This is a genomic window from Pseudomonas cucumis (assembly GCF_030687935.1).
Classification (GTDB): domain Bacteria; phylum Pseudomonadota; class Gammaproteobacteria; order Pseudomonadales; family Pseudomonadaceae; genus Aquipseudomonas; species Aquipseudomonas cucumis.
On sequence record NZ_CP117454.1, the window covers coordinates 331,149 to 356,842 of the forward strand.

The following is a 25,694-nucleotide window of genomic DNA, read 5'->3' on the forward strand; positions in this document are numbered from 1 at the left end:
ATACAAAAGGTGATATCAGTTTGGTTTTTCTGTCACGTGCAAATGGTAACCTCTGCCCGTTCGTCCGTCCCTTCTGCGGCGTGATGTCGCACCAAAATGGAGCTTCACCTAAAAAACAGTCATGCCTGCGTGCATTAAGGCTGGGGGTGAAGAACGGCTGGCGAACAATACTAATAATTGGGGGAAACACCATGACCACGAGCATCACGGCGGACGGCTTTGCCGACCAGCCCGCGTTCCTGTCCAAGGAACGCATCATCGCCAAGCCCGGTTTTAACCGTTGGCTGGTACCACCGGCCGCGCTGGCCATCCACCTGTGCATCGGCATGGCTTACGGCTTTTCGGTGTTCTGGTTGCCGTTGTCCAAAGCCCTGGGCGTCACCAAAGCCGTGACTTGCGCGCCGGACATGAGCTTCATCGCTCAGGTCTTTTCGTCGCAATGCGACTGGCCGATCTCGATGCTTGGCTGGATCTACACCCTGTTCTTCATCTTCCTCGGCTGCTCGGCAGCAATCTGGGGCGGCTGGCTGGAACACGCAGGTCCTCGCAAGGCCGGTGTTGTGTCGGCACTGTGCTGGTGTGGCGGTCTGCTGATTTCGGCGCTGGGGGTCTATACCCACCAGATCTGGCTGATGTGGATCGGCTCCGGGGTCATTGGCGGTATCGGCCTGGGGCTGGGTTACATCTCGCCGGTCTCGACCCTGATCAAGTGGTTCCCGGATAAGCGCGGCATGGCCACAGGCATGGCGATCATGGGCTTCGGTGGCGGCGCGATGGTTGGTGCTCCACTGGCTGCAGCGCTGATGGGCCACTTCGCTTCGCCGACCAGCGTGGGCGTATGGCAGAGCTTCCTGGTAATGGCTGCGATCTACTTCGTGTTCATGATCGGTGGGGCGCTGTCTTACCGCGTTCCGCCAACTGGCTGGAAGCCTGAAGGCTGGACTGCTCCGGCGAAAAAAGCTTCGAACTCGATGATCACTCACCGTCACGTGCATGTGAATGTGGCGTGGAAAACCCCGCAATTCCGTCTGGTGTGGCTGGTGCTGTGCCTGAACGTTTCGGCGGGTATCGGCATCCTCGGTATGGCTTCGCCGCTGTTGCAGGAAGTCTTCGCCGGTAAATTGCTGGGCACCGACCAGACGTTTGGTCAGCTGGATGCCGGGCAACTGGCCTCGATCGCAGCGATTGCGGCCGGTTTCACCGGTTTGCTGAGCCTGTTCAACATCGGGGGCCGGTTCTTCTGGGCTTCGTTCTCGGACTACCTGGGCCGCAAAAACACTTATTTCGTGTTCTTCGCCCTCGGTTTCGCGCTGTACGCGCTGATCCCGAACCTCGGTCATCTGGGCAGCGTTGCGCTGTTCGTGGCGGCGTTCTGCATCATCCTGTCGATGTACGGCGGTGGTTTTGCGACGGTTCCTGCGTATCTCGCGGACCTGTTCGGTACGCAAATGGTCGGCGCGATCCACGGTCGTCTGCTGACGGCGTGGGCGGCGGCGGGTGTGTTGGGGCCGGTGCTGGTGAACTACCTGCGTGAATATCAGCTGAGCATCGGCGTTGAACGTGCCGCGGCTTACGACATCACGCTGTACATTCTCGCGGGCCTGCTGGTGCTGGGCTTCCTGTGCAACCTGATGGTTCGCCCGGTGGCCGACAAGTATTTCATGACCGACGCCGAACTGGCGGCCGAACAGGCGCTGGGCCATGACAAAGGTGCTGACGCCAGCACCGTGCTGGAGTGGAAAGCGGATGCGGGTACCAAGCCGTTGGCGGTGGCTGCGTGGTTGGTGGTGGGCATTCCGTTGGCCTGGGGTGTTTGGGTGACGCTGCAGAAAACGGCTGTCCTTTTCCACTAAGTTCCCCGTAACGGATCGTTCCCACGCTCTGCGTGGGAATGCCTCCCGTGACGCTCCGCGTCACATTCAGAGTGGACGCGGAGCGTCCAGGGCTGCACTCCCACGCAGAGCGTGGGAGCGATCAGTGGTCCTTGGATGCTTGTACTGACATGTCTATCCCCGACAGCAGGGGATTCACTCCGTCAGTGATATCACCTCTCGTGTTTCTGTTTAGCGCCCGCGACCCTATAATGGCTGCCTTTTTCGCCCCAATGATTTTTGCGGAGCTGGTGATGGCCGAACGTATGGCGTCTGTCGAGCGCGACACTCTGGAAACCCAGATCAAAGCCTCGATCAACCTGGATGGCACCGGAAAGGCCCGATTTGATATCGGTGTACCTTTTCTTGAGCACATGCTGGACCAGATCGCCCGTCACGGGCTGATCGACCTGGATATTGTCAGCAAGGGCGACCTGCATATCGACGACCACCACACGGTGGAAGACGTTGGTATCACCCTGGGTCAGGCCTTCACCAAAGCCATCGGCGACAAGAAAGGCATCCGTCGCTACGGCCACGCCTACGTGCCGCTCGATGAAGCGCTGTCGCGCGTGGTGATCGACTTCTCCGGCCGCCCTGGCCTGCAAATGCATGTTCCTTATACCCGCGCGACCGTCGGCGGTTTCGACGTTGACCTGTTCCAGGAATTTTTCCAGGGCTTCGTCAACCACGCCAACGTCACCCTGCACATCGACAATCTGCGTGGGCACAACACCCACCACCAGATCGAAACCGTGTTCAAGGCTTTCGGCCGTGCCCTGCGCATGGCCGTGGAGCTGGATGACCGCATGGCCGGGCAAATGCCGTCGACCAAAGGCGTTCTGTAATGCAGACGGTCGCGGTTATCGATTACGGCATGGGCAACCTGCACTCGGTGGCCAAGGCCCTCGAGCACGTCGGTGCCGGCAAGGTCTTGATCACCAGCGATGCCGACGTGATTCGCGAAGCCGACCGGGTGGTATTCCCCGGCGTCGGCGCGATTCGTGATTGCATGGCGGAGATCCGTCGCCTGGGCTTCGACTCGCTGGTGCGTGAAGTTAGCCAGGACCGCCCGTTCCTCGGCATCTGCGTGGGCATGCAAGCCTTGCTCGACAGCAGTGAAGAGAACAACGGCGTGGACTGCATTGGCCTGTTCCCGGGCCAGGTGAAGTTCTTCGGCAAAGATCTGCACGAAGACGGCGAACACCTGAAAGTCCCGCACATGGGCTGGAACGAAGTGAAGCAAACGGTAGAACACCCGCTGTGGCACAACATTCCGGACCTGGCGCGTTTCTACTTCGTGCACAGCTACTACATCGCTGCCGGCAATGCGCGGCAGGTGGTGGGTAGCGGTCACTACGGTGTTGATTTCGCCGCTGCGCTGGCCGACGGCTCGCGTTTCGCCGTGCAGTTTCACCCGGAGAAGAGCCATACCCATGGCCTGCAATTGCTGCAGAACTTCGCCGCGTGGGATGGTCGCTGGTAAATGGCTGCCAAAAAGAAGCCGCCGATCCTGACCCTCACTCCCGAGCAGGAGAACGAGGCCAATCACAAGATCAAACGCTTCATGGAGGATCGCTTCGAGCTGGACCTGGGTTCGTTCGAAGCGGCTGAAATCCTTGAGCTGTTTACCCGCGAAATTGCTCCGCACTATTACAACAGGGCGATTTTCGATGTGCAGACGCACCTCAAAGAGAGGTTCGAAAGCATCGAAAGCGACCTGTGGGCGCTCGAGAAAAACTGATTTCCGAGCGAAGCTGAATACTCGAATTTGAAGGTTTGCCAGATGCTGATTATTCCCGCTATCGATCTCAAAGACGGTGCCTGTGTTCGTCTGCGCCAGGGTCGCATGGAAGATTCCACGGTGTTCTCCGATGACCCGGTGAGCATGGCTGCCAAGTGGGTGGAAGGCGGTTGCCGCCGTCTGCATCTGGTCGACCTGAACGGTGCTTTCGAAGGTCAGCCGGTCAACGGCGAAGTAGTTACCGCCATCGCCAAGCGCTACCCGAATCTGCCTATTCAGATCGGCGGCGGTATCCGTTCCCTGGAAACCATCGAACACTACGTGAAAGCGGGCGTGAGCTACGTGATCATCGGCACCAAAGCCGTGAAAGATCCGGCTTTCGTTGCTGAAGCCTGCCGCGCGTTCCCGGGCAAAGTGATCGTCGGTCTGGACGCCAAGGACGGTTTTGTCGCCACCGACGGCTGGGCTGAAATCAGCACCATTCAGGTGATTGACCTGGCCAGGCAATTCGAAGCCGACGGCGTATCCGCGATCGTTTATACCGACATCGCCAAAGACGGCATGATGCAGGGCTGCAACGTTTCATACACTGCCGCCCTGGCCGCGGCGACGAAGATTCCGGTGATCGCTTCCGGCGGTATCCACAATCTGGGTGACATCAAGTCGCTGCTCGACGCCAAGGCGCCAGGCATCATCGGCGCCATCACCGGCCGGGCGATTTACGAAGGCACCCTCGATGTCGCGCAAGCGCAAGCTTTCTGCGATTCGTACAAAGGCTGAGGACTCACCATGGCGCTGGCCAAACGCATCATCCCTTGCCTGGACGTGGATAACGGCCGGGTGGTCAAGGGCGTCAAGTTCGAGAACATTCGCGACGCCGGTGATCCGGTGGAAATCGCCCGTCGCTACGATGAGCAGGGTGCCGACGAGATTACCTTTCTCGACATCACCGCCAGCGTCGACGGTCGCGACACCACGCTGCATACCGTCGAACGCATGGCCAGCCAGGTGTTCATCCCGCTGACCGTGGGTGGCGGCGTGCGTACCGTGCAGGACATTCGCAACTTGCTCAATGCCGGTGCGGACAAGGTTTCGATCAACACTGCTGCGGTGTTCAACCCGGAGTTCGTCGGCGAAGCGGCTCAGCATTTCGGTTCGCAGTGCATTGTCGTTGCCATCGACGCGAAGAAGGTTTCCGGTCCGGGCGAAATCCCGCGCTGGGAAATCTTCACCCACGGTGGTCGCAAGCCAACCGGCCTCGACGCCGTTGAGTGGGCGAAGAAGATGGAAGGCCTCGGTGCCGGGGAAATCCTGCTGACCAGCATGGATCAGGACGGCATGAAAAACGGCTTCGACCTGGGCGTCACCCGCGCCATCAGCGATGCGCTGGGGATTCCGGTGATCGCGTCCGGCGGTGTCGGCAACTTGCAGCACTTGGCCGACGGCATCCTCGAGGGCCACGCCAGCGCGGTGCTGGCAGCGAGTATTTTCCACTTCGGCGAATACACCGTGCAGGAAGCCAAGGCCTACATGGCTCATCGCGGCATCGTGATGCGCTAAACACTACAGGCCAGTGGACAGTATGGCGGGCTCAAGGCACTCTTGAGCACGCCATGGATTCCGGTAGCCCGACATGCTTAAACGTCTTCTGCTTGTCCTCGCCAGCGCCTCTTTGTTGTTTATCAACGGAGCCCGCGCCGAAGAAAGTCCCGCCACCGACCTGGTGCTGCTGACGGAAAACTTCCCGCCATACAACATGGCGAAGAACGGCAAAAATTTCGCTCAGGACGAGAACATCAACGGCATCGCCGTGGACATCATTCGTGAGATGTTCAAGCGCGCGGGCATGACCTACAGCCTGACGCTGCGTTTTCCGTGGGAGCGCATCTACAAGCTTGCTCTGGAGAAACCGGGTTATGGCGTGTTCGTGATGGCGCGTTTGCCGGACCGCGAAAAGCTGTTCAAATGGGTCGGTCCGATTGGTCCGGATGACTGGATCATGCTGGCCAAGGCTGACAGCAAGATCAGTCTTGAAACGCTGGATGACGCCCGCAAGTTCAAGATCGGCGCGTACAAGGGCGACGCGATCGCCGAGACGCTGACCAAACAGGGTCTCAAGCCCATTATCGTGCTACGTGATCAAGATAACGCGAAGAAGCTTGCCAGCGGCCAGATCGACCTGTGGGCAACGGGTGATCCGGCCGGACGCTATCTGGCCCGTCAGGACGGTGTGGTCGGACTTAAAACCGTGCTGCGTTTCAACAGCGCCGAGCTTTACCTGGCGCTGAACAAGGGGGTGCCAGATGAAGTGGTGGCCAGACTTCAGGCGGCGTTGGATCAACTGCGCAAGGAAGGCGTGGTGGACGACATCATGGCACGATATCTCTGATACGCCGGTTGGTGAAATATTGCTCCCTATAGAAAGTCTTATCGAGCTCTAGTGGGGCGTTACCAAATCAAATCGCGTTGCCGAGGGTTGCAGGTCTGATTCATTGCTGGCGTAGCTACATACTTTCAAAGGACTGTCTGGAGGCAGCAACTCGAACTCCGCTGCTTTCTTGTACCGTTCGTCACGGACATCGGCACAGGGCGTGCTATCGATGCTCGTTGAATAGAAAAAATGCGAGCTGAAATCAGGATATGCACCTTCCCATTGCATCGATGTAAAGTTTTTAGTATGGCCAAACGCTGGTTCAGGAGCAGGCTCTGCAAGATGAGCAGCGTGGGTGAAAGTATTTTTCAGCAATAGAGTTGTCAATTTTTGTTCTTTCGAGCGTACACCTATTATGCACAGTACATGCATGCGCGTTTCGGGACCTACAGAATCGTTAATATGGCCATTTGTAGCGCTGATGGCGGCGCTATAGTTTTCTGGTTTCTCGCAATTGAGGGCGTCTCGCACAGCCTTGTATCGGTAATATGGAGTATCGATATTGAATGAAAAATTCCATGTTGGCATTGTTTCATTGCCCAAATAGTCAATTTCAGGCCGAAATTTGGTTCTTAGAAATAAGCTCTCGAAGTCGACGTTCACGTTGATTTGTTGTAAGTCACAGGTTGCAGTGCCATTGCTGAATATTCCATTTATGAAACAGCTTGATAAAAACGCGGGTGAAAAACCGTAATGGCGTTCGGAAACAATACTCGTTATTTGGTTTGTTCGCCGATCAACCATTGGGCTACCGGAGCTCCCGTAATCCAAATCCTTGCACTCGTTCACTAACCCTCCGGGAAATGCGGGCGGTATGCCAGAGATAGTCCTGGACACTTCCTGGGTACAGGCACTCAAGCGTAAGGTCTTGGTGGTGAAGGTGCCGGGTGCACCGACATTGAGCACGTCATGAGAGAAGAAGGGGGGCGTGGGTGAAATTTTGAGAGGCATGATCTGGTCTTGCAATAATGCCGACAGAGGCTTCTCAAGCTCGAGTACCGCTAGATCTGTTCCTAGCATGCTTGTCCAGATTGCCGTGCGGACTTTGTATGTTTTGTGATTGGATACCGTGTCCTGAAAATAATTGAAAGTTACGTTTGCATTGAACTTGTGATTCAGCTTTGAAGTACCGTATTCAGCTAGTACGCAATGGCCGGCAGTGATTACATAGGCGGGCGCAGTATTCGTCCAGCCGGAATCTCTGGTGTCAATAAGAGCTGCGGTGCAAGTACCTTTAGGCATATTCAAGAGGCCAATTCCAGTCCAGCGTGAATACCGGTTGTCACTGTTTGTTAACGGTTTGGCAGGGGAACCGTTTTTTAAGTTGTCTCCGATATCAGTTTGTGCGGCTTCGGCGAACAAAAAGAAGTGACTGATCAGATTAATTATCAAAGTGATATGTTTGAATTTCATTTGCCATCCTTGGCGATAGATGTTTGTGGTTGCAGGGGGGGGGCAGACGCGAATGTCTGCTGTGTGATTTATAGCGTCGAGCTAGGGTGATGATTTATTCGCAGGGGCAGGTGGTACATATTTATATAGTCGGCTGCAGCGCAATGGCGGACTCCAATCGCGCACGCCATGAAGCGGTAAATAATTGGTTAATTAACGAGCGGTGTGCGGTAAATGCCGTCTTTCCCATGCCCAGCCATCGCCCGATTGCTGCGCACGCTGATCATCTGTTGGATATCGATCCAGTCAATGCCTTGAGCCTTGAGCTTGGGCAATTCACGTTCAAGTACCGTCAGCGTCTGTGAATACGGATGCCCGATCATCACCGCAGAACCCTGCTTGCGCGCCAGGCTGATAGCTGTCTGTAGCTGAGCAAAGATCGCGGCTTCAGTGGGCTCGTCATCCAGGAACACATCCCGCGAAACGCTCGCCAACCCGATCTTCTGCGCTTCGGCGGCCGCTACGGTTTGCGCACTGGTGCGGCTGTCGACGAAGAACTTGTGTCGACGCTGCAAGTCCGCCATCAGCCAGGCCATGGCTGGTTGCTGAACGGTCATGCGGCTGCCCATGTGGTTGTTGATGCCAGCGGTATACGGCACAGCCTTGAACGCCGCGTTCAAGCGCTTCTCGAGTTCTTCGATGGGTAACTCGGGATGCCAGGCAAACGGCCCGGTGGCAGGGTCCATGGGCATGTGCAGGATAACGATCTTGCCGGCGCGATGGGCTTCGCGGGCGAATTCGGTGGCGTGGGGGGTGTCGGGCATGATTGCCGCGGTGACCGGGCCGGGCAGTGCCAGCACGCGGCGATCCCGGGGCAGGTTCTGCCCCAGATCATCGATGATCAGGCTTAGATAAACCTTCGCAGGTGTGGCCGCTGTTGTGGCAGGCGCCGCGTGAGCGACACCCGCCAGACAACACAGCAGGCCGAGGAGCAACCGCAGGCGCATCTCAGTGGCCGCGGGTGATGCTCAGTCCTTTGAGCAGGCTCAGGGCCTGGGCCAATTGGTAATCGTCGTCCTGCGGCATGGCCTTGGCTTTGCCGCCGGAGCCGGTCGGTTTGTCGGCGCCGCCGTTGCCATTGCCCAGATGGCCTTGCAGATCGGCTTCCTTGAAGTATTCGCCGTCCTGCTCGTTGGTGATTTTGGCCTTGCGCACTTCGATGTCCGGGACGATGCCCTGCGCCTGGATCGAGCGGCCGTTCGGCGTGTAGTACAGCGCCGTGGTGATTTTCAGTGCGCGTTCGTTGTTCAGCGGCAACACGGTCTGGACCGAGCCTTTGCCGAAACTGGTGGTGCCCATGACCACTGCGCGTTTCTGATCCTGCAGGGCGCCGGCAACAATTTCCGAGGCCGAGGCGCTGCCGCCGTTGATCAGCACGACCATTGGCACGGCTTCACTTTCGTCCTTGCCGGTGGCGGAGAAGCGCAATTCGGAGTTGGCGATACGGCCCTTGGTGTAGACGATCAGGCCCTTGGTGATGAAGTGGTCGACCACTTCCACCGCCGATTGCAGTACGCCGCCCGGGTTGTTACGCAGGTCGAGGACGATACCGCTGAGCTTCTTGCCGTTGTCCTTGCGCAACTTGGCGAGGGCCTTGGAGACCTCTTCACCGGTCTTGACCTGGAACTGGGTGATGCGGATGTAACCGTAGCCGGATTCCAGCAGTTGGCTCTTCACGCTCTTCACTTGGATGATGGCGCGCACCAGGGTTACATCGAACGGCGCACCGCCGTCACGTACCAGGGTCAGGGTGATCTTCTGGCCGATCTTGCCGCGCATCTTGTCCACGGCTTCGGTCATGCTCTGGCCGCGAGTCGGCTGGCCGTTGATCTTGACGATGAAGTCGCCGGCCTGAATACCAGCCTTGGAGGCCGGAGTGTCGTCGATCGGCGAAACCACTTTGATGAAACCGTCTTCAGCGCCGACTTCGATGCCCAAGCCACCGAATTCGCCGCTGGTGCTTTCCTGCAATTCAGCGAAGTCTTCCGGGCCCAGGTACGCGGAGTGCGGGTCGAGGTTGCTGAGCATGCCTTTGATGGCGTTTTCCAGCAGGGTCTTGTCGTCCACCGGTTCTACATAGGCTGCTTTGATCCGGTCCATGACTTCGGCAAAGGTGCGCAACTCGTCCAGCGGCAATGGCGCCTTGGTGGTCGCAGCAGTGCCTGCAGGTGCGACCGCCGGGGCCGGTTGAGCGGCAAACGCCAACGGCGCGCCGATCACCAGGGCAATCGTCAGGGCCAGCGAGGTAAGGCGGGACAAATACAGCATGTCGAACGAACTCCTAATGTAGGTGACTCAACGCCTATCCTTGCGCGCGGCACCATTGCGCCGGATCACTCGGGTGACCCTGCTGACGAATAGCGAAATACAGCGCTGGTGTGTCCTGCCCGCCACTGTTGCCGACAGTGGAGATGGACTCACCGGCTTTTACCACGTCACCCGCAGACTTGAGCAGCGTCTGGTTGTGACCATAAAGACTCAAAAAACCGTTGCCGTGGTCGAGGATCACCAGCAACCCGGCGCCTCGCAACCAATCGGCAAACACCACGCGGCCGCCGTGAACGGCATGCACCTGGCTGCCGGCGGAGGCGCTGATCATCACACCGTCCCATTTGGTGCGGGCATCGTCGCCACGGCTTTCACCGAAGCGTGCCAGCAGTCGACCATCAACCGGCCATGGAAGTTTGCCGCGGGAGGAAGCAAAGGGGCCGCCAAAGGTTTCGCCTGAACTTGAAACCAGTGCGCCGGGTGTCGATTTAGCGGGTTTGCGTGGGGCGTCGGTTGTCTCTGCATCTGCTGCAGCCTGAGCCTCACGTAAACGCTTTTTTTCGGCTTCCTGCTGGGCGATCAGCGCTTTTTGCCGCGCCTCTTCTGCCTCTCGGGCCTGACGGGCCAGGGTTTCTTCGATGGTTTTAAGGACTTTAGACAGGTCCGCCTGATCCTGCTCGCGCGCCGCCAGTTTCTGATCGCGAGCCTTCACGTCGTCATTCAGCTTGGCCAGGACTTGCTGACGCTCCTTGCGGACCTTGTCGAGTTCGTCTCGCTGGGTGTCGAGGCTGCTTTTCTGCACCAGCAATTGCGCCTGCTGCAGGCCGATGTCTTTTTCGACATTGGCCAGTTGGCGCAGGGTTTCGTTGAAATTCTTCAGCTGCTCCAGGCGGGCCTGGCTCAGGTAGTCGTAATAGGTAAGGGTGCGGGCGAATTTTTCAGGGTTCTGCTGGTTGAGCAGCAGCTTGAGGTACTCCTGACGGCCATTCTGATAGGCCGCGCGGGCCTGGATGGCGATCAGTCGTTGCTGTTCAATGCGCGCGCTCTGGAGTTTTTTTTTCTCGGCATCGAGTCGCTGTAGCTCGGATTCGCTTTTCTTCAGCTCTTTTTGCAGGGCTTCAACCTGCTTTTCGAGCTTGCCCATCTCGGTTTCGGTGCCTTTGAGGTCTTTCTGCACTCCGGATTTTTCTTCCTGGAGTTTACCCAGCAGTTTCTTCAGCTCGGCAATGTCCTGACGCGTGGCGTCCAACTGTTGTTGGGTTTGCGTGCGCTCGTCGGCAAAGACCGGTTGAAGCAGGCAAGTCAGGGCAAGGGCTATCAGGACGCGAAGCATAGAGGCGGGCGACACCAAGGAAAGGGACGGCCTAGTATGCCCGCCAAGCGCAGCAAAAAAAATGCCCAATTGGGGTTGTGTGATAACTGGACAGAAAAACACCGAAAACCAATGTGGGAGCGAGCCTGCTCGCGATGGCATCAGTACATTCAACAAAGATGTTGGCTGTCAGATTGCTATCGCGAGCAGGCTCGCTCCCACAGGTTTTTGCTGCGTTTGACTGTTGGATTACACCAGAATCGAAGTCCCGGTCATCTCGGCTGGTTTCTCAAGCCCCAGCAACATCAGCATGGTCGGTGCCACGTCAGCCAGCACGCCGCCGTCGCGGACCTTGAAGTCACGCTTGCCGACATAGATGAACGGCACCGGCTCGGTGGTATGCGCAGTGTGCGCCTGGCCAGTGGATGCATCGGACATTTGCTCGACGTTGCCATGGTCAGCAGTAATCAGAGCTTCGCCGCCGACTTTTTCCAGGGCATCGACGATACGGCCGACGCAGGTGTCCAGGCATTCCACGGCTTTCACCGCCGCCTCGAACACACCGCTATGGCCGACCATGTCGCCGTTGGCGTAGTTGACCACGATCACGTCGTAACGCTGGTTTTCGATGGCATCGACGATGCGGTCGGTGACTTCCGGGGCACTCATCTCAGGCTGCAAGTCATAGGTGGCGACTTTCGGTGACGGGATCAGGATGCGTTCTTCACCCGGGAACGGTTCTTCGCGACCGCCAGAAAAGAAGAACGTTACGTGGGCGTACTTCTCGGTTTCGGCGATACGCAGCTGCGTCTTGCCGTTTTTCGCCAGGTAATCGCCCAGCACGTTGTCCAGGCCGCTCGCGGCGAAGGCCGACGGCGCGGGGATGCTGGCGGCGTATTGGGTCAGCATGACGAAACCGGCCAGTTTTGGCTGGCGAGCGCGTTCGAATTCCTTGAAATCGTCTTCGACGAACACGCGGGTCAGTTCGCGGGCACGGTCGGCGCGGAAGTTCATGAAGACTACGGCGTCGCCGTCTTCGACCTTGACCGGCTCACCAATCGAAGTGGCCTTGACGAATTCATCACTCTCGCCACGCTCATAAGCGGCTTGCAGGCCTTCCTGGGCGGTGGCGGCGTTGAATTCGCTGGCGCCATCGACAATCAGGTTGTAGGCCTGGGACACGCGATCCCAACGGTTGTCGCGGTCCATGGCGTAGTAACGGCCAATGATGCTGGCGATCCGGCCTTTGCCGAGGGCTTCGAAGGTCGCGTCCAACAATTCGATCGACGACTGGGCGCTTTTCGGCGGCGTGTCGCGGCCATCGAGGAAGGCGTGCAGGTAGATCTTTTCGGCGCCGCGCTTGTAGGCCAGTTCCGCCATGGCGACCAGGTGGTCCTGGTGGCTATGAACGCCGCCATCGGACAGCAGCCCCATGAAGTGCACGGCTTTGCCGGCAGCAACGGCTTTATCCACCGCGGCGCAGATGGTCGGGTTCTCGAAGAACTCGCCGTCGCGGATCGCTTTGGTCACGCGTGTGAAGTCCTGGTACACCACGCGGCCGGCGCCAAGGTTCATGTGACCGACTTCGGAGTTGCCCATCTGGCCGTCCGGCAAGCCGACGTCCATGCCGCTGCCCGAGATCAGGCCGTTCGGCACGGTGGCCCACAGGCGCTCCAGTACGGGCTTCTTCGCCGCATAGATGGCGTTGGATTCAGGGCTCTCACTGTGACCGAAGCCGTCGAGAATAATCAGGACCAAAGGTTTAGGCGTGGTAGTCATGGATTCCACTCGTGGCTGAATTAAAAGAGGCGATGGAAAAGGGAGTGGCAGTTTAAAGCGAAGTTCCGGCGCCGTCACCGCCGGACGGGGTTTGGCCCACCATAGTGGCTGTGTATACTGGCCGACATTTTAACGCCCTGGAACCTCCTTCGATGGTTGCTCACCTGATTGAATTTGCCACTAACCACTATTTGCTCGTCGGTATCTTCGTCGTACTGTTGGCGTTGCTGATCGCTTATCAGATGCAAGGCGGCGGCCGCAGCCTGAGCACCGGTGAACTGACCGGGCTGGTCAACAAGGACGCAGGCGTGGTGATCGACATCCGTCCGATCAAGGATTTCACCGCTGGTCACATTGTTGGCGCGTTGAACATTCCTCACGACAAACTGACCGCTCGCGTCGGCGAACTGGAAAAACACAAGGCCAAGACCATTATCCTGGTCGATGCCATGGGCCAGACTGCCGGCACTCATGCTCGCGAGCTGATGAAAGCCGGCTTCACCGCCGCCAAGCTGTCCGGCGGTATTTCCAGCTGGAAAGCCGACAATCTGCCGCTGGTGAAGTGATATGAGCAACGTCGTCGTCTATTCCAGCGATTACTGCGGTTATTGCTCGCGAGCCAAGTACCTGCTCGAGAACAAAGGCGTGGCCTTCGAAGAGATCAAGGTCGATGGCAAGCCGCAGGTGCGCGCCGCCATGGCCCAGAAAGCGGGGCGTACGTCCGTACCGCAGATCTGGATCGGTGAGCGCCACATTGGCGGCTGTGATGATTTGTTTGCCCTTGAACGCGCCGGTAAGCTCGACGAACTGCTCAAGGCCTGAACACCTTCCCTATAAGACCCCGAGATCAGAAAGGATCTGAGATGACTGACCAACAGAACACTGCAGCTAGCGAAGAAGAAACCGCACCGCAATTCTCCTTGCAGCGCATCTACGTACGCGACTTGTCCTTCGAAGCCCCGAAAAGCCCGGCGATCTTTCGCCAGCAGTGGGAGCCAAGCGTTGGTCTGGATCTGAACACCCGCCAGAAGGCTCTGGAAGGCGACTTCCACGAAGTCGTGCTGACCCTGTCGGTTACCGTGAAAAACGGTGAAGAAGTGGCGTTCATTGCTGAAGTGCAACAGGCCGGGATCTTCCTGATCAAGAACCTGGACGATGCTTCGATGAGCCACACCCTGGGCGCGTTCTGCCCGAACATCCTGTTCCCGTACGCTCGCGAAACCCTGGACAGCCTGGTGACCCGCGGTTCGTTCCCGGCCCTGATGCTGGCCCCGGTGAACTTCGACGCACTGTACGCACAAGAGCTGCAACGCATGCAGGCGGCTGGCGAGACTCCGACCGTTCAATAAGCGTTCGATGCAGTAACGAAAAAAGCGCCATAACAGGCGCTTTTTTCTTGGGCGGGAGATGATCGTTCCCACGCTCTGCGTGGGAATGCCTCTAGTCACGGGCTGCATTCCCACGCGGAGCGTGGGATCGATCAGTCGCAGGGTTACTTGAACCCAAGCTGGCGCCAGCCTTCATACACGGCGACGGCCACGGTGTTGGACAGGTTCAGGCTGCGGCAGCCTTCACGCATCGGCAAACGCAGACGTTGTTCGCCGGGCAGGGCGTCGAGCACCTCGGCCGGCAAGCCACGGCTTTCCGGGCCGAACAGGAAGGCATCGCCCTCGGCGAAGCTGGCGTCGTGAAATGGCCGCGAGCCTTTGGTGGTAAAGGCGAACAACCGTGGATGACCGAGACTTTCCAGGCAGCTGGCGAGGTCCGCATGGCGTTGCAGGGTGGCATACTCATGGTAATCGAGGCCGGCCCGGCGCAGGCGCTTGTCGTCCATCTCGAAGCCCAGCGGTTCGATCAAATGCAGGTGGCAGCCACTGTTGGCGCACAGCCTGATAACGTTGCCGGTATTCGGCGGAATTTCTGGTTGGAAAAGGATGACGTGAAACATGCACGGCTCCGAAGGTAAAGATGACGGGCATTCTACGCCGCCAAAGGACCCTCGTTCGAAACTATTCCCGCGAGTGATGGCTTCGCTGGCGATTGTCGGGGTGATGGTGGGCCTGATGATCGGTCGCCTGACCGCGCCCGACCCCAGTGTTTTGCAGCAGGTCGAGGTGACGAACGATGGACTGGTGGTGTGGTTCAACAACGAACCCAAAACCCACGGCGAGATAGTCGACGGCAGCGTGGCGCTGTTGTTCGAGGCTGAAGGCCGTGCACAGAAAGGTCAGCTAAAGCTCAACGGCAAGGACGTGAATTGGCGAACGCGGTTGAGTGATGGGGGATTGTTGCTGACGGTGGTGGCGGCCCGGCCGCTGCAGGGCGAGTGGGTCGGTAGCGAGGTCGATGACCGCTGGCGGCTGGAGATCCATCTCCGAGAGCAATAAAAGAGGGAATCCCCGGCCTGCCTGTACCAAGGTTCCCAAAACGGGAGGGCTCGCGCATTGCGTCGTGAGCCCGGTGTAAAGAGGGAATCCCCGGCCTGCCTGTACCAAGGACCCCAAAACGGGATGGGCTCGTCGCAATTGCGGTATGAGCCCGGTGTAAAGAGGGGAATCCCCGGCCTGCCTGTACCAAGGTCCCCGAAACTGGGTAGTGAATCGAATCACTGATTGGACTATTGCAGGGGGCGTGCCAGGTTTTAACAAGTTGAAACAGAATGTCGCGCTGAAACGTCGAAAGCCCCGTATTCCGGGGCTTTCGTGTTTTTTTGATAGGGTTCGATTGCGAACGCAGGCGGGATTTCGGATCTGTTGCCGTGCGCGATTGCGGTTCACGGTGCATTGCGGCGGTGCACAGAGGGGCTGTTTGATCGTTCCCACGCTCTGCGTGGGAATGCAGCCCGGGGCGCTCCGCGTCCCTGCCGAAGCGGACGCGGAGCGTCCATTGAGGCATTCCCACGCGGGAGCGTGGGAACGATCAAGTCGAACCTAGCTCTCTTCCCCCTCATCATCATCCCCACCATCAACCTTCATCCCCAATTCCTTGATCTTGCGCGTCAGGGTATTACGGCCCCAACCCAGCAAAACGGCAGCATCGCGGCGGCGACCGGCGGTGTGTTTGAGGGCAGTTTCGATCATGATCCGCTCGAAGGCCGGCACGGCGCTGTCGAGCAGGCTCGACTGGCCGCGAGCCAGCGCCTGATCAGCCCACTGACGCAACGCTTGCTCCCAGTTGGTCACCGGCGCCGAATCCTGCGGCAGGCTCAGCAGCTCCGGCGGCAAGTCGCTGATGTGCACTTCGCGACCCGAAGCCATCACAGTGATCCAGCGGCAGGTGTTTTCCAGCTGACGCACGTTGCCTGGCCACGGCAAGTTCTTCAGGTATTCCTCGGTTTCGCTTTTCAGCAGCTTCGGTTCCACAGCCAGTTCCTGCGCGGCGCGGCTAAGGAAGTGCTTGGCCAGGGTCGGGATGTCTTCGCGACGGTCCGACAGCCGTGGAATGTGGATGCGGATCACGTTGAGGCGGTGGAACAAGTCCTCACGGAATTTTCCGGCATGCACCAGGGTTTCCAGATTCTGGTGAGTCGCGGCGATGATTCGCACATCGACCTTCACCGGTACATGGCCGCCGACACGGTAGAACTCACCGTCCGCCAATACCCGCAGCAAGCGCGTCTGGGTATCCGCCGGCATGTCGCCGATTTCATCGAGGAACAGCGTGCCGCCGTCAGCCTGCTCAAAACGCCCACGACGCAGGTTGGCCGCACCGGTGAATGCGCCTTTTTCATGGCCGAACAGCTCGGACTCCATCAGATCCTTGGGGATCGCCGCCATGTTCAGCGCAATGAACGGCGAGGCCGCCCGTGGGCTGTGACGGTGCAGGGCGTGGGCCACCAGTTCTTTACCGGTACCGGATTCGCCATTGATCAGCACGGTGATGTTGGAGTGGCTCAAGCGCCCGATGGCGCGAAACACTTCCTGCATCGCCGGTGCTTCACCGATGATTTCCGGGGTTCGGGTCAAGGCGACGGGGACTTCCAGGCCTTGCTGTTCCTGAGCGTGCTGGTTGGCGCGCTTGACCAGCGACACGGCTTCGTCGACGTCGAACGGCTTGGGCAGGTATTCGAACGCGCCGCCCTGATAGGACGCGACAGCGCTATCCAGATCGGAGTGAGCGGTCATGATGATCACTGGCAGCCGTGGGTGCTGTTCGCGAATCCGCGCCAGAAGGTCCAGACCGCTGGCACCCGGCATGCGGATGTCGGAGATGATCACGTCCGGCTGCTGGCGCGCCAGGCGACTCATCACGCCATCGGCGCTGTCGAAGCTTTGCGTGGTCATGCCTTCCTGCTGCAAGGCTTTTTCCAGGACCCAACGGATAGAACGGTCGTCATCGACGATCCACACGGTTTCACTACGGCTCATGTCGATGTGGCTCCTTGTTCCAGTGGCAGAAAGATCGAGAACGTGGTGTGGCCTGGATGGCTGTCACATTCGATCAGGCCCTGGTGCTGGCTGATGATGTTCTGGGTAATGGCCAGGCCGAGCCCGGTACCGTCCGGGCGGCCGCTGACCATGGGGAAGAAGATGGTTTCCTGTAGCTCGGCGGGGATCCCCGGGCCGTTGTCGATGATTTCGATCTTGGTCACCAGGCGATGGCGCACGTGGCCGATGGTGAACTGGCGCATGGCGCGGGTACGCAAGCTGATGCGGCCAAGGCGCAGTTCGTTCTGGCTGCTGATGGCCTGCATCGCGTTGCGCACAATGTTCAGGACGGCCTGAATCATCTGTTCGCGATCAATCAAGACATCCGGAATGCTTGGGTCGTAGTCGCGCACCAAAGTGATGCAGCCCTGACTTTCGGCTTCCACCAACTGACCCACGCGTTCCAGCACTTCATGAACGTTGCACATGGCCAATGACGGCAATTTGTTGGAGCCGAGCATGCGATCCACCAGATTGCGCAGGCGATCGGCTTCTTCAATGATGACGTTGGTGTAATCGCGCAGGCTTTCTTCCGGCAATTCACGGGCGAGCAACTGAGCCGCACCGCGAATCCCTCCGAGAGGGTTTTTGATTTCGTGGGCGAGGCCGCGTACCAGCATCTTGCTGGTTTCCTGCTTCGACAACTGCGCCTCTTCCTTGGTGATCCGCAGCAAGCGGTCACGCGGGTGAACCTCCAGCAACAGCAGCGTTTCGCCATTGCTCAGGATCGGTGTCACGGCGTAGTCGACGGTCAGGGTCTGGCCGGTGAGGGCGGTGAGCATCGCTTCGCGCTTGGTGAACGGGTGCGCCTGCTCGACCGCCTGGCGCAGGGAGTTCAGCGCCTCGGTGGATTCGGTGAACAACTCACTGATGAACTGCCCATGGCTACGCTGACCGCTGATGGCCAGCAGCATCTCCGCCGCCGGGTTCATGTACTCAAGGCGCAGTTCGGCGTCGAGCAGAATGGTTGCGGTGGTCAGGTTGTCGAGTAGCAATCGGTGTAGTGCGTCGCTAATGGTCATCAGGACCTCTTTTGGAGCAGGGCATGCGCATGAATAACGCGCCGATACGGGGAAAATGCAAAAACCAAACCAAGGCTCCGAAAAGAAGCGTTTAGAGCCTGAAACAGGCGTTTGACGCTCGTTTGCGTGGCGTTCTGCCAGCTTTTGCGGGTACTTTCGAACCAAAATGGGTTGGGATGTGAAGTACTGTGCGCTCTATTGCACCAATATAGTGCGCAAAGCTGAACGAAGTTAAAGAAGCACAGAAGGCAATGTCAGTCGTAGCAGCTGCCTCGCGGGCTCGGCAGCGGCTACAAAGAGTGCGTTGCGGCTTTGCCCGACTGGCATCAGCGCCAGAAGAAGCTTTTTTCTTCTTCGGGTTTGTCTTTGAGGGGGCATTCCGGCCGTTGGCCGTAGTCGGTAAGGACGCAGGGTTTGACCTGGCGTTTCTGCGCGAGGGAAATGCGCTGCATGTGGAAGGGTTGATTGGCCGTGCGTTCGACGGTACGGCCCTGTTCATCGAGGATCTCCACCGACAGATTGTGGCTGCCGCGGTCGATGTTGCTCAGGGCGAACACCGGGCTCGGGCCGGGCTCGGCGGTGGGTTGGCCATCCAGCAGCAGACGATAGCGATGGCCCTGTTGCAGGCCGGGTTCGCTGGTAACGCTGACGATCAATTCACCGGCAGTGCTACGGATTGTGGCATCCGGGTCCGGCACCAGCACACGAAGCATGTCGTAATGAAACAGTGGTTTGACCCGGTTTTTCGCGTCCGTCATGGGCGCGGCGCCGCTCGGGTTGGCCGACATTCGATTGCTGGTCGCCAGTGGTACACGCTTGGCGTTGCGGGTGCCCGGCTGATCGGTGAAGACCCGATTGCCCTGGGCGTCGATGTAAGTAAAGACCTCGGCCATTGCCGGCAGGCTGATCAGGCAGGCGACCAACAGCCAGAACCTCAAGGCTTATGCACCCGTTGTACGGTGAAAGTCACGGTGGGGCTCTGCTGCACGACGTTTTGCCCATCGATCACCTGAACCGCGAGGCGGTGTTCGCCACGGTCGATGTTTACCAGTTGCAGAATCGGGACGTTGCTCGGTTGGCCGTAGGGTTGATCGTCCAGTAACAGCCTCAATCGGTGAGAGCCTTGCAGGCGCGGTTGGATCAATACACCGACAGTGAACGTGCCGTTGTTGGCGCGCAGGGCTTCTTCGGTGGGCAAGCCGGTCAGCTCCAGCACCTGATAGGCGCTGCCGGGCTGTTCGCGGCTACTGGCTTGCGCAGGTGCTACAGGCTCGCTCGGGGGTTGAATCTCGACGCTGTTGAGCGGTGGCAACTCCACGGGCTGAGCCTTTACGCCATCGGGCGGTTGATTGCTGTAGGCGGTGTTGCCGTTGGCGTCGGTGTATTTGTAGATCTGCGCGGCGGCGGGCAGAGCGATCAGCGCAAGCAGGCATAACAACAATGAGCGCATTGCAGGCTTCCATTGGCCGTTGGGCAAGTGTCCGGCCCTGTTCCGTTCATGGCGACTAAGCGCTGAGCATAGAGCACTTCAGCGCACATCGGCAGGTCGGCTCAGTGGCTGGCACTGCACAACTCAGCGGTGGCGCGGACTTGGGCAAGCTCGCGCAATGGCGCGTGGGCGCCGGTTTTATTGGCCTTGGCCAGCCACGTCGGGCACTGCGGGTCGTTGCGATAAGGGCTGAAATCGGCCAGTTGTTGCAGCAGGCGTTTTTGTAACTGATCAAGTTGCGGGCGGATCTGCCCGACGAGATCGGGGCGAGGATCGTTGGGCGCCTTGCCTTGGGCATGCCAGTCAGACAGGTGCGCGTATTGCACCAGTTTGTTGGCCTCGATCTGCGCCGAGAAAAACTGTTCGACGGTTTCGTTGCTCAATTTATAGGCAGGTGCCAGGGCGACGGCGCCGGCAATGACTTCGCGCTCGCGCTGCCGGTCTTCGACTGGTTTGCCGCTGTCCCATTTGCTCAGCGCGACCTGATCGGCAATCGCCAGGCGTTCTTCGATGGTGCCAAGCAGCGGGGCGAGGGCGGCAGGTGCCGGGCTGGCAAAAGCGCTGTTGGTCAGCAGGGCGGTGAGCAGGGCAAGGCATGGGCGTAGGCGCATTGGGCATCTCGGCTTTATCGGATGAAGGCCATGATGCACGCAACCGGGCATCCGATAACAGACGGTCGCCCATAAAAAAGGCCTCCCGAAGGAGGCCTCTCTTTTGTCACGCCGCGTAGCGCGGCGCTACCGGATCAGCAGCTGTAGTACAGCTCATATTCCAGTGGGTGTACGAAGGTACGAACCTTGATTTCTTCTTCGCTTTTCAGAGCGATGTAAGCGTCGATGAAGTCGTCGCTGAAAACGCCGCCTTTGGTCAGGAACGCACGACCTTTGTCCAGCTCTTCCAGAGCTTCTTTCAGGCTGCCGCAAACTTGTGGGATCTCTTTCGCCTCTTCAGGCGGCAGGTCGTACAGGTTTTTGTCAGCAGCGTCGCCAGGGTGGATCTTGTTCTGGATGCCGTCCAGGCCAGCCATCAACAGTGCAGCGAAGCCCAGGTACGGGTTGGCTGCTGGATCCGGGAAGCGAGCTTCGATACGGCGAGCGCGAGGGCTGGACACGTAAGGAATACGGATCGAAGCCGAACGGTTGCGAGCCGAGTAAGCCAGCATCACTGGAGCTTCGAAACCTGGGACCAGACGCTTGTAGGAGTTGGTCGACGGGTTGGTGAAGCCGTTCAGAGCCTTACCGTGCTTGATGATGCCGCCGATGAAGTACAGAGCGGTATCGGACAGGCCGGCATAGCCTTCGCCAGCGAAGGTGTTCTTGCCATCTTTGGCGATGGACAGGTGAACGTGCATACCCGAACCGTTGTCGCCGTACAGAGGCTTAGGCATGAAGGTCGCGGTGCGGCCGTAGGCGTCAGCAACGTTGTGTACGCAGTACTTCAGGGTTTGAACTTCGTCAGCCTTGGCAACCAGGGTGTTGAACTTCACGCCGATTTCGTTCTGGCCGGCAGTCGCCACTTCGTGGTGGTGAACTTCGATGACCAGGCCCATTTCTTCCATGGCGTTGCACATGGAGGTACGGATTTCGTGGTCGTGGTCGAACGGTGGAACAGGGAAGTAGCCACCTTTGATGCCTGGACGGTGGCCTTTGTTGCCGCCTTCCACGTCCTGGTCGGACATCCACGAACCTTGTTCAGAGTGGATTTTGAACATGGAACCGGAGATGTCGGACTTGAACTTCACTTCGTCGAAGATGAAGAATTCAGGCTCTGGACCCACGAATACGGTGTCGCCGATACCGGTCGACTTCAGGTATTCCTCGGCACGCTTGGCGATCGCACGTGGGTCACGGTCGTAGCCTTGCATGGTCGAAGGCTCGATCACGTCGCAAACCAGGATCAGGGTCGGCTCTTCGGTGAACGGGTCGAGAACGGCAGTGCTGTCGTCCGGCATCAGGATCATGTCGGAAGCTTCGATGCCTTTCCAGCCAGCGATGGAGGAACCGTCGAACATTTTGCCTTCTTCGAAGAAAGCTTCATCCAGCCCATCGCGAGCCGGCATGGTCACGTGGTGCTGAGTGCCTTTGGTGTCCGTGAAGCGCAGATCAATCCACTTGACGTCATGATCTTTGATGAGTTGAACCGACTTCGACATAGTGTCCTCCGGGTGGCTTCGGGCTTAGTAGTGGATGCCCTTAGAATGTGGGTGATGCCGGCGCGAATACTCTGCCAAGGCAACCTGCCTCACAAGGGAGCAAATTGCATGCCAGTGCCCCAGCATGGGTTTTTTGCCCCAATATCACGCTTATAAAGGTGCAATGCCTCGAAAAGCGCAAAACCTCGCCCTGTAATGTAGCGTCGAAATCCATAAATGACCTGTTTTGGTGCGAGCAAAACCTTCTGCACATTAACTGGTTAAACCTTGAGCAATTTCCGCTATAATCCGCGCCCCCCTTTTTCGGCTGGCCCAGCGCGCGCTGTTTTCATGAAACTAATCGTAAAAGTCTTCCCCGAGATCACCATCAAGAGCCGCCCGGTACGGATGCGTTTCATCCGCCAGTTGGCCAAAAACATCCGTACCGTGCTCCGCGACCTGGACCCGGCTGTGGTGGTGAACGGTGTGTGGGACAATCTCGAGCTGGAAACCCGCGTCAGCGAGCCAAAAGCCCTGAAGGAGATGACCGAGCGCCTGAGCTGCATGCCGGGCATCGCGCATTTCCTGCAGGTCGATGAATACCCGTTGGGCGACTTCGACGACATCGTCGCCAAGTGCAAACAGCATTTCGGTGACGCCCTGGCCGGGAAGATCTTTTCGGTGCGCTGCAAGCGTGCCGGCAAGCACGAATTCAGCTCCATGGACGTCGAGAAATACGTCGGCAGCCAACTGCGTCGTCAGTGCGGCGCCGCCGGAATCTCCCTCAAAGAGCCGGAAATCGAAGTTCGCATCGAAATTCGCGACAAACGGTTGTTCGTGATCCACAGCCAGCACAACAGCATCGGCGGTTATCCGCTGGGTGCCCTGGAACAGACACTTGTACTGATGTCTGGTGGCTTCGATTCCACCGTTGCCGCCTACCAGATCATGCGCCGCGGGCTGATGAGCCATTTCTGCTTCTTCAATCTGGGCGGACGTGCCCACGAACTGGGCGTCATGGAAGTCGCGCACTTCATCTGGAAGAAGTACGGCAGCTCCCAACGCGTGTTATTTGTCAGTGTGCCGTTCGAGGAAGTACTGGGAGAAATTCTCGGGAAAGTCGATAACAGTCATATGGGTGTAGTTTTGAAGCGTATGATGTTGCGCGCTGCTTCCCGTATTGCCGATCGGCTGGAGATCGAAGCGCTGGTCACCGGCGAAGCGATTTCCCAGGTGTCGAGCCAGACGTTGCCGAACCTGTCCGTGATCGACTGCGTGACCGACAAGCTGGTCTTGCGTCCACTGATCGCCAGTCACAAGCAGGACATCATCGACCTGGCCAACGAAATCGGCACTGCCGACTTCGCCAAGCACATGCCGGAATACTGCGGGGTCATCTCGGTGAACCCAAAGACCCACGCCAAGCGTCCACGCGTGGAGCATGAAGAGAAAGAATTCGACATGGCGGTCCTTGAGCGTGCGCTCGAGAACGCCAAGCTGGTGCCGATCGATCGCGTAATCGACGAATTGGGCCAGGATTTGCAGATCGAAGAAGTCAGCGAAGCACTGGCGGGCCAGATCATCATCGACATCCGTCACCCGGATGCCGCTGAAGACGAGCCGCTGGAACTTGCTGGCATTGAGGTGCAGACGATGCCGTTTTATGCATTGAACGCTCGTTTCAAGGAACTGGACCCTACTCGTCAGTACCTGTTGTATTGCGACAAAGGCGTGATGAGTCGCCTGCATGCCCACCATTTGCTCAGTGAGGGGCATGCCAATGTGCGCGTTTATCGACCGAGCTAAGTGCCCGGGGCTGTTTGCCTGTGGCCTGCGTCACCGGCCCCCCGACGCCGCCGTCAAGCTGTAACGGCTTTGACGGACTCTAAAGTTAATCGCTGCCACGACCTGTCAGCACACCGAATCCTCTGATCGAGATACACAAGTGATCGAAAATCTACGCAACATCGCCATCATTGCTCACGTTGACCATGGTAAAACCACCCTGGTAGACAAACTCTTGCGTCAATCCGGCACCCTGGAGCGCAACGAGCTCAACGACGAGCGCGTGATGGACTCCAACGACCAGGAGAAAGAGCGCGGTATTACCATTCTGGCGAAAAACACCGCCATCAACTGGAACGGCTACCACATCAACATCGTGGACACCCCGGGCCACGCCGACTTCGGCGGCGAAGTTGAACGCGTAATGTCGATGGTTGACTCCGTTCTGCTGCTGGTTGACGCTCAAGACGGCCCTATGCCGCAAACCCGTTTCGTGACCAAGAAGGCTTTCGAAGCCGGCCTGCGTCCAATCGTGGTGATCAACAAGGTTGACCGTCCAGGCGCGCGTCCGGACTGGGTTCTGGACCAGATCTTCGACCTGTTCGACAACCTCGGTGCTACCGAAGAACAGCTGGACTTCAAAGTCGTCTACGCCTCGGCCCTGAACGGCATTGCTGGTCTGGAACACACCGACATGGCTGAAGACATGACCCCGCTGTACCAGTCGATCGTCGACAACGTACCTGCGCCGAAAGTCGACCGTGACGGTCCGTTCCAGATGCAAATCTCCGCTCTGGACTACAACAGCTTCCTGGGTGTTATCGGCGTTGGCCGTATCGCTCGTGGTCGCATCAAGCCGAACACTCCGGTTGTCGCTATCGACGCCGACGGCAAGAAGCGTAACGGTCGTATCCTGAAGCTGATGGGTCACCACGGTCTGCACCGTATCGACGTTGAAGAAGCAGCTGCCGGCGACATCGTCTGCATCAGCGGCTTCGACCAGCTGTTCATCTCCGACACTCTGTGCGACCCACTGAACGTCGAAGCGATGAAGCCGCTGACTGTTGACGAGCCAACCGTTTCCATGACCTTCCAGGTAAACGACTCGCCTTTCTGCGGTAAAGAAGGCAAGTTCGTGACGTCCCGTAACATCAAGGAACGTCTGGACAAAGAACTGCTCTACAACGTTGCTCTGCGCGTTGAAGAAGGCGACACCGCCGACAAGTTCAAAGTCTCCGGCCGTGGTGAACTGCACCTCTCGGTACTGATCGAAACCATGCGTCGCGAAGGCTTCGAAATGGGTGTTGGTCGTCCGGAAGTGATCATCCGCATGGTTGACGGCGTCAAGCACGAACCGTACGAAAACGTGACCATCGACCTGCCGGAAGAATCGCAAGGTTCGATCATGGAACAGATCGGTATCCGTAAAGGCGACCTGACCAACATGGTTCCGGATGGCAAGGGCCGTGTGCGCCTTGAGTACAACATCCCGGCTCGTGGCTTGATCGGTTTCCGTAACGAGTTCCTGACCCTGACCTCCGGTGCAGGCATCCTGACCTCGATCTTCGACCGTTACGACGTGATGAAGTCCGGCGACATGTCCGGTCGTCAGAACGGCGTGCTGGTTTCGGTTGCTACCGGTAAGGCGCTGACTTACTCGCTGGAAACCCTGCAAGCTCGCGGCAAACTGTTCCTGGGTCACGGTGAAGACGTGTACGAAGGTCAAATCGTCGGCATCAACAGCCGCGACAACGACCTGGGCGTCAACCCAACCAAAGGCAAGAAGCTCGACAACATGCGTGCTTCGGGTAAAGACGAAACCATCGCTCTGGTTCCGCCTATCCGCTTCACCCTGGAGCAGGCTCTGGAATTCGTTCAAGAAGACGAATTGTGCGAAGTCACTCCTAAGTCCATCCGTCTTCGTAAGAAGATCCTGGGCGAAAGCGAGCGTACCCGCGCTGCCAAGAAAGCGGGTAACTGAGT

The 25,694-nt window shown here is 58.4% G+C and carries 25 protein-coding genes; 13 read left to right on the top strand and 12 right to left on the bottom strand.

Going from position 1 to position 25,694, the window contains the following annotated elements:
* Positions 1 to 191 precede the first annotated feature (191 nt).
* The 7 genes from PSH97_RS01495 (at position 192) to PSH97_RS01525 (ending at position 6,004) form a co-directional block, all read left to right on the top strand.
* Complete coding sequence (locus PSH97_RS01495; protein ID WP_052962820.1) at positions 192 to 1,853, top strand: OFA family MFS transporter; 1,662 nt, start codon at positions 192 to 194, stop codon at positions 1,851 to 1,853.
* Between the two features lie 272 nt (positions 1,854 to 2,125).
* Entirely contained in the window at positions 2,126 to 2,719 is a 594-nt protein-coding gene (gene hisB / locus PSH97_RS01500) for an imidazoleglycerol-phosphate dehydratase HisB (protein WP_007939452.1), read from the top strand.
* Positions 2,719 to 3,357, top strand: a complete 639-nt coding sequence (gene hisH, locus PSH97_RS01505; protein ID WP_008068774.1) for an imidazole glycerol phosphate synthase subunit HisH — start codon at positions 2,719 to 2,721, stop codon at positions 3,355 to 3,357. The genes hisB and hisH overlap by 1 nt, the downstream gene beginning before the upstream one ends.
* A complete protein-coding gene (locus tag PSH97_RS01510) occupies positions 3,358 to 3,615 on the top strand; it encodes a DUF2164 domain-containing protein (protein ID WP_046045558.1) in 258 nt (85 codons plus the stop codon).
* Between the two features lie 42 nt (positions 3,616 to 3,657).
* On the top strand, positions 3,658 to 4,395 hold the full coding sequence (hisA, locus tag PSH97_RS01515) for a 1-(5-phosphoribosyl)-5-[(5-phosphoribosylamino)methylideneamino]imidazole-4-carboxamide isomerase (protein ID WP_305447824.1): 738 nt from the start codon (positions 3,658 to 3,660) through the stop codon (positions 4,393 to 4,395).
* A gap of 9 nt (positions 4,396 to 4,404) precedes the next feature.
* Positions 4,405 to 5,175 carry an imidazole glycerol phosphate synthase subunit HisF gene (gene hisF / locus PSH97_RS01520; protein ID WP_084318197.1) on the top strand — a complete coding sequence of 257 codons (771 nt, stop codon included), beginning with the start codon at positions 4,405 to 4,407 and terminating at the stop codon, positions 5,173 to 5,175.
* A 73-nt stretch (positions 5,176 to 5,248) separates the two neighbouring features.
* Positions 5,249 to 6,004: a substrate-binding periplasmic protein gene (locus PSH97_RS01525; RefSeq protein ID WP_305447825.1), complete on the top strand. Its 756-nt coding sequence runs from the start codon at positions 5,249 to 5,251 to the stop codon at positions 6,002 to 6,004.
* Positions 6,005 to 6,052: 48 nt separating this feature from the next.
* Here PSH97_RS01525 and PSH97_RS01530 read toward each other — a convergent pair whose 3' ends face one another.
* The 5 genes from PSH97_RS01530 to gpmI all read right to left on the bottom strand — a co-directional run bounded on the left by PSH97_RS01530 (position 6,053) and on the right by gpmI (position 12,857).
* Entirely contained in the window at positions 6,053 to 7,459 is a 1,407-nt protein-coding gene (locus tag PSH97_RS01530) for a trypsin-like serine peptidase (protein WP_305447826.1), read from the bottom strand.
* A gap of 188 nt (positions 7,460 to 7,647) precedes the next feature.
* The gene (locus PSH97_RS01535; RefSeq protein ID WP_305447827.1) at positions 7,648 to 8,445 is read right to left on the bottom strand and encodes a divergent polysaccharide deacetylase family protein; all 798 of its coding nucleotides are present in this window, start codon (positions 8,443 to 8,445) and stop codon (positions 7,648 to 7,650) included.
* A gap of 1 nt (position 8,446) precedes the next feature.
* Positions 8,447 to 9,766 carry a S41 family peptidase gene (locus PSH97_RS01540; protein ID WP_305447828.1) on the bottom strand — a complete coding sequence of 440 codons (1,320 nt, stop codon included), beginning with the start codon at positions 9,764 to 9,766 and terminating at the stop codon, positions 8,447 to 8,449.
* Between the two features lie 34 nt (positions 9,767 to 9,800).
* Entirely contained in the window at positions 9,801 to 11,099 is a 1,299-nt protein-coding gene (locus tag PSH97_RS01545; RefSeq protein WP_305447829.1) for a murein hydrolase activator EnvC family protein, read from the bottom strand.
* Positions 11,100 to 11,327: 228 nt separating this feature from the next.
* Complete coding sequence (gpmI, locus tag PSH97_RS01550; RefSeq protein ID WP_305447830.1) at positions 11,328 to 12,857, bottom strand: 2,3-bisphosphoglycerate-independent phosphoglycerate mutase; 1,530 nt, start codon at positions 12,855 to 12,857, stop codon at positions 11,328 to 11,330.
* Between the two features lie 152 nt (positions 12,858 to 13,009).
* Here gpmI and PSH97_RS01555 point away from each other — a divergent pair, with 152 nt between their 5' ends.
* From PSH97_RS01555 to secB, 3 genes are read left to right on the top strand one after another with little or no spacing between them, the layout of a single operon-like run.
* A complete protein-coding gene (locus PSH97_RS01555; RefSeq protein ID WP_123361124.1) occupies positions 13,010 to 13,423 on the top strand; it encodes a rhodanese-like domain-containing protein in 414 nt (137 codons plus the stop codon).
* A 1-nt stretch (position 13,424) separates the two neighbouring features.
* Positions 13,425 to 13,679, top strand: a complete 255-nt coding sequence (grxC, locus tag PSH97_RS01560; protein WP_237883618.1) for a glutaredoxin 3 — start codon at positions 13,425 to 13,427, stop codon at positions 13,677 to 13,679.
* A gap of 41 nt (positions 13,680 to 13,720) precedes the next feature.
* The gene (gene secB, locus PSH97_RS01565) at positions 13,721 to 14,206 is read left to right on the top strand and encodes a protein-export chaperone SecB (RefSeq protein ID WP_007897410.1); all 486 of its coding nucleotides are present in this window, start codon (positions 13,721 to 13,723) and stop codon (positions 14,204 to 14,206) included.
* Positions 14,207 to 14,349: 143 nt separating this feature from the next.
* On the opposite strand, the gene PSH97_RS01570 is transcribed toward secB, so the two are convergent.
* Entirely contained in the window at positions 14,350 to 14,805 is a 456-nt protein-coding gene (locus PSH97_RS01570; protein WP_007949025.1) for a tRNA (cytidine(34)-2'-O)-methyltransferase, read from the bottom strand.
* Here PSH97_RS01570 and PSH97_RS01575 point away from each other — a divergent pair.
* Complete coding sequence (locus tag PSH97_RS01575; RefSeq protein ID WP_305447831.1) at positions 14,804 to 15,244, top strand: hypothetical protein; 441 nt, start codon at positions 14,804 to 14,806, stop codon at positions 15,242 to 15,244. The genes PSH97_RS01570 and PSH97_RS01575 overlap by 2 nt on opposite strands.
* Before the next feature lie 543 nt (positions 15,245 to 15,787).
* On the opposite strand, the gene ntrC is transcribed toward PSH97_RS01575, so the two are convergent.
* The 6 genes from ntrC to glnA form a co-directional block, all read right to left on the bottom strand.
* Entirely contained in the window at positions 15,788 to 17,224 is a 1,437-nt protein-coding gene (ntrC, locus tag PSH97_RS01580) for a nitrogen regulation protein NR(I) (RefSeq protein WP_305447832.1), read from the bottom strand.
* Positions 17,221 to 18,306 (bottom strand): nitrogen regulation protein NR(II), encoded by a 1,086-nt coding sequence (gene glnL, locus PSH97_RS01585; protein WP_305447833.1) that lies wholly within the window; start codon positions 18,304 to 18,306, stop codon positions 17,221 to 17,223. Before glnL ends, ntrC begins: the two co-directional genes overlap by 4 nt.
* 326 nt (positions 18,307 to 18,632) lie before the next feature.
* The gene (locus PSH97_RS01590) at positions 18,633 to 19,199 is read right to left on the bottom strand and encodes a DUF4124 domain-containing protein (RefSeq protein WP_407682172.1); all 567 of its coding nucleotides are present in this window, start codon (positions 19,197 to 19,199) and stop codon (positions 18,633 to 18,635) included.
* Between the two features lie 41 nt (positions 19,200 to 19,240).
* Positions 19,241 to 19,756: a DUF4124 domain-containing protein gene (locus tag PSH97_RS01595; protein ID WP_305447835.1), complete on the bottom strand. Its 516-nt coding sequence runs from the start codon at positions 19,754 to 19,756 to the stop codon at positions 19,241 to 19,243.
* Between the two features lie 101 nt (positions 19,757 to 19,857).
* Positions 19,858 to 20,406, bottom strand: coding sequence for a chorismate mutase (locus PSH97_RS01600; protein WP_305447836.1), 549 nt, complete (start codon positions 20,404 to 20,406; stop codon positions 19,858 to 19,860).
* A 134-nt stretch (positions 20,407 to 20,540) separates the two neighbouring features.
* A complete protein-coding gene (gene glnA / locus PSH97_RS01605) occupies positions 20,541 to 21,947 on the bottom strand; it encodes a glutamate--ammonia ligase (protein WP_305447837.1) in 1,407 nt (468 codons plus the stop codon).
* A gap of 330 nt (positions 21,948 to 22,277) precedes the next feature.
* Between glnA and thiI the strand changes: the two genes are divergently transcribed.
* Entirely contained in the window at positions 22,278 to 23,732 is a 1,455-nt protein-coding gene (gene thiI / locus PSH97_RS01610) for a tRNA uracil 4-sulfurtransferase ThiI (RefSeq protein WP_008005335.1), read from the top strand.
* A gap of 139 nt (positions 23,733 to 23,871) precedes the next feature.
* Positions 23,872 to 25,692: a translational GTPase TypA gene (typA, locus tag PSH97_RS01615; protein ID WP_007907857.1), complete on the top strand. Its 1,821-nt coding sequence runs from the start codon at positions 23,872 to 23,874 to the stop codon at positions 25,690 to 25,692.
* The last annotated feature ends 2 nt before the right edge of the window (positions 25,693 to 25,694 follow it).

Bases quoted from the DNA above. Each gene is read 5' to 3' on its own strand.
- PSH97_RS01595 (WP_305447835.1), bottom strand. From the start codon at position 19,756: ATGCGCTCATTGTTGTTATGCCTGCTTGCGCTGATCGCTCTGCCCGCC.
- hisB (WP_007939452.1), top strand. From the start codon at position 2,126: ATGGCCGAACGTATGGCGTCTGTCGAGCGCGACACTCTGGAAACCCAG.
- hisF (WP_084318197.1), top strand. From the start codon at position 4,405: ATGGCGCTGGCCAAACGCATCATCCCTTGCCTGGACGTGGATAACGGC.
- PSH97_RS01545 (WP_305447829.1), bottom strand. From the start codon at position 11,099: ATGCTTCGCGTCCTGATAGCCCTTGCCCTGACTTGCCTGCTTCAACCG.
- PSH97_RS01600 (WP_305447836.1), bottom strand. From the start codon at position 20,406: ATGCGCCTACGCCCATGCCTTGCCCTGCTCACCGCCCTGCTGACCAAC.
- PSH97_RS01495 (WP_052962820.1), top strand. From the start codon at position 192: ATGACCACGAGCATCACGGCGGACGGCTTTGCCGACCAGCCCGCGTTC.
- PSH97_RS01530 (WP_305447826.1), bottom strand. From the start codon at position 7,459: ATGAAATTCAAACATATCACTTTGATAATTAATCTGATCAGTCACTTC.
- PSH97_RS01510 (WP_046045558.1), top strand. From the start codon at position 3,358: ATGGCTGCCAAAAAGAAGCCGCCGATCCTGACCCTCACTCCCGAGCAG.
- glnA (WP_305447837.1), bottom strand. From the start codon at position 21,947: ATGTCGAAGTCGGTTCAACTCATCAAAGATCATGACGTCAAGTGGATT.
- hisA (WP_305447824.1), top strand. From the start codon at position 3,658: ATGCTGATTATTCCCGCTATCGATCTCAAAGACGGTGCCTGTGTTCGT.
- hisH (WP_008068774.1), top strand. From the start codon at position 2,719: ATGCAGACGGTCGCGGTTATCGATTACGGCATGGGCAACCTGCACTCG.
- PSH97_RS01525 (WP_305447825.1), top strand. From the start codon at position 5,249: ATGCTTAAACGTCTTCTGCTTGTCCTCGCCAGCGCCTCTTTGTTGTTT.
- gpmI (WP_305447830.1), bottom strand. From the start codon at position 12,857: ATGACTACCACGCCTAAACCTTTGGTCCTGATTATTCTCGACGGCTTC.
- ntrC (WP_305447832.1), bottom strand. From the start codon at position 17,224: ATGAGCCGTAGTGAAACCGTGTGGATCGTCGATGACGACCGTTCTATC.
- grxC (WP_237883618.1), top strand. From the start codon at position 13,425: ATGAGCAACGTCGTCGTCTATTCCAGCGATTACTGCGGTTATTGCTCG.
- PSH97_RS01535 (WP_305447827.1), bottom strand. From the start codon at position 8,445: ATGCGCCTGCGGTTGCTCCTCGGCCTGCTGTGTTGTCTGGCGGGTGTC.
- PSH97_RS01575 (WP_305447831.1), top strand. From the start codon at position 14,804: ATGCACGGCTCCGAAGGTAAAGATGACGGGCATTCTACGCCGCCAAAG.
- PSH97_RS01555 (WP_123361124.1), top strand. From the start codon at position 13,010: ATGGTTGCTCACCTGATTGAATTTGCCACTAACCACTATTTGCTCGTC.
- thiI (WP_008005335.1), top strand. From the start codon at position 22,278: ATGAAACTAATCGTAAAAGTCTTCCCCGAGATCACCATCAAGAGCCGC.
- PSH97_RS01570 (WP_007949025.1), bottom strand. From the start codon at position 14,805: ATGTTTCACGTCATCCTTTTCCAACCAGAAATTCCGCCGAATACCGGC.
- PSH97_RS01540 (WP_305447828.1), bottom strand. From the start codon at position 9,766: ATGCTGTATTTGTCCCGCCTTACCTCGCTGGCCCTGACGATTGCCCTG.
- PSH97_RS01590 (WP_407682172.1), bottom strand. From the start codon at position 19,199: ATGGCCGAGGTCTTTACTTACATCGACGCCCAGGGCAATCGGGTCTTC.
- glnL (WP_305447833.1), bottom strand. From the start codon at position 18,306: ATGACCATTAGCGACGCACTACACCGATTGCTACTCGACAACCTGACC.
- secB (WP_007897410.1), top strand. From the start codon at position 13,721: ATGACTGACCAACAGAACACTGCAGCTAGCGAAGAAGAAACCGCACCG.